The organism is Shewanella sp. ZOR0012 (assembly GCF_000798835.1).
Taxonomy (GTDB): Bacteria; Pseudomonadota; Gammaproteobacteria; order Enterobacterales; family Shewanellaceae; genus Shewanella; species Shewanella xiamenensis.
The window spans coordinates 1-208 of record NZ_JTLE01000067.1; the positions used below are offsets into that span (position 1 = coordinate 1).

1 pseudogene is annotated in these 208 nt (G+C 52.4%); it reads left to right on the forward strand.

Annotated elements, in window-relative coordinates:
- Positions 1 to 208, forward strand: a pseudogene (locus L976_RS01570) (IS4 family transposase); the annotation flags it as partial.

The following is a 208-nucleotide window of genomic DNA, read 5'->3' on the forward strand; positions in this document are numbered from 1 at the left end:
TTACAAGCATGACAGTGTCAGGGAGGAGTTAGGTCATACCAATCAAGGGGATAAAAACCGTGCCATTCTGGCGCATTCAATCTTGCTGTTTTCACCGCAAAGCCAGCAAGTCGTTGGGCTGATTGAGCAGCAGCGTTGGACGCGGGATATCACTAAGCGCGGGCAACGCCGCCAACATGCTACTCGCCCTTACGAGGAAAAAGAGAGC